The following is a 1,682-nucleotide window of genomic DNA, read 5'->3' on the forward strand; positions in this document are numbered from 1 at the left end:
AGGCGACGCGCTGGGTGAAGGACTCGCGCGACGAAGCCACCGGCGAACGGCTCGACGATCTCGAAGACCCGTTCCGGCTCTATCGCTGCCACACCATCCTGAACTGCGCCAAGGCATGCCCGAAGGGCCTCAACCCCTCCGAAGCCATTGCCGAGCTCAAGCTGAAGATGGTCGAGCGCCAGATCTAGGGCCGCGTACGGAAACGCAGCTCGTCTCGTCATTGCGAGGAGCGCAAGCGACGAAGCAATCCATTCTTGCTTCGCTGCGCCATGGATTGCTTCGCTCCGCTCGCAATGACGGGTACCAACACCGTTTTTGCTGTCTTCGCTGAGGTTGCCGTTTGACTCCCGACAATGATCCGACGTCACCGCCATTTGGCGCGTTCGCGCCGAACGCCGCGCAAGCCGCGATCATTTCGCTGGCCCGGCATTCGCGGCTGAAGCGCGGCGCGTTTCGGCCGATGCTGTCGCGGCTGGTCAACCTCTTGCGCACCGGACCGCTCGACGTCGAATATCAGGGCGCGTCTTTCCGGTTCCATCATCAGGCCAGCGCCACCGAGCGCGGCGCGCTGTTCAATCCCGACTACAATCTCGAAGAGCTGGATTTTTTGCGCGCGCATGTGCCCGCCGGCGGCGTGTTCGTCGATGTCGGCGCCAATGTCGGCACCTATGCGATGGTGCTGGCGCGCCATGTCGGGCCGCGCGGCAAGGTGATCGCGGTCGAACCGCATCCGATCACCCATGCCCGGCTGGCGTTCAACAATGCCGCATCCGGCCATGCCCAGGTGAAGCTGGTGGCCGCCGCCGCGGGCCCCGCCGATGGCGAGCTGATGATCGAGACCGACGGCGACAATCTTGGCGCCAGCCACATCGTGACATCGGAGATTTCCGGCAAGGCCATCAAGGTGCCGTCCCTGCGGCTGCGGCGCATCCTCGACGAGGCCGGCGTGTCGCAGGTCGATGCGCTGAAGATCGACGTCGAAGGTTTTGAGGACCGCGTTCTCATAGGCTTCTTCCGGGAAGCGCCGCCATCGCTGTGGCCGCGCGCGGTGGTGGTCGAGCATCTGTCGAAGAACGAATGGCTGGAAGACTGCATCGCCGACATGCGCGCGCGCGGCTACAGCGAAGCCGGCAAAACCCGCAGCAATACCTTGCTGGTTCGCGGTTCCAAATAGTCCGCGGACCATGGCCTCGACCGCAACCGATGCCAATTTGCCGCGGACGACAGCTCGAGCAGGGACTTGGAACATCGGCCTGAATGCGCGATGAACGGCTGCGCATCGGTTCCGTCATGCGCGCGAAATAAAATGGATTGGCGTTTTGTAGCCCGCCACAATCCGGCCTAATGATTAGCCGTTGATCGACCTGCCGGTGTATCCGGCGCACGCGTTTGCTTCGCCGCCAGGATTTTTCCAGGGATTGAACATCATGATGAATTTTCGTCTCGTACTGCTTGCCACGACCGCGCTGACGGTGACGCAGCTTGCAAATTCCGCGTCGCATGCGCAAGGCGCGCCGCTTGTGGTCGCGCAAGCCCAGGGTGAAGAGGGCAAAACCAGACAGGGCGAAGAGGGGAAAACCAGGGAGCCGCAGAAGCAGAAGGAGGCCCCGCCTCCGGCGCCAAGGCAGCCCGCGCCGCTGCCTCCCGCGGTGAAGCCGCCGGCACCTCCGCCGCCTCCCGCG

General features: G+C 63.9%; 1 protein-coding gene and 2 pseudogenes. All 3 read left to right on the plus strand.

The window, feature by feature from the left end:
- Positions 1-188 (plus strand): annotated as a pseudogene (locus WCE35_RS03655) (succinate dehydrogenase iron-sulfur subunit); the annotation flags it as partial.
- 152 nt (positions 189-340) lie between these two features.
- Positions 341-1,174 carry an FkbM family methyltransferase gene (locus tag WCE35_RS03660; protein WP_424591981.1) on the plus strand — a complete coding sequence of 278 codons (834 nt, stop codon included), beginning with the start codon at positions 341-343 and terminating at the stop codon, positions 1,172-1,174.
- A gap of 253 nt (positions 1,175-1,427) precedes the next feature.
- A pseudogene (locus WCE35_RS03665) lies at positions 1,428-1,682 on the plus strand (OmpA family protein); the annotation flags it as partial.

Origin of the sequence: Bradyrhizobium sp. (assembly GCF_049691595.1) — a bacterium.
GTDB lineage: Bacteria > Pseudomonadota > Alphaproteobacteria > Rhizobiales > Xanthobacteraceae > Bradyrhizobium.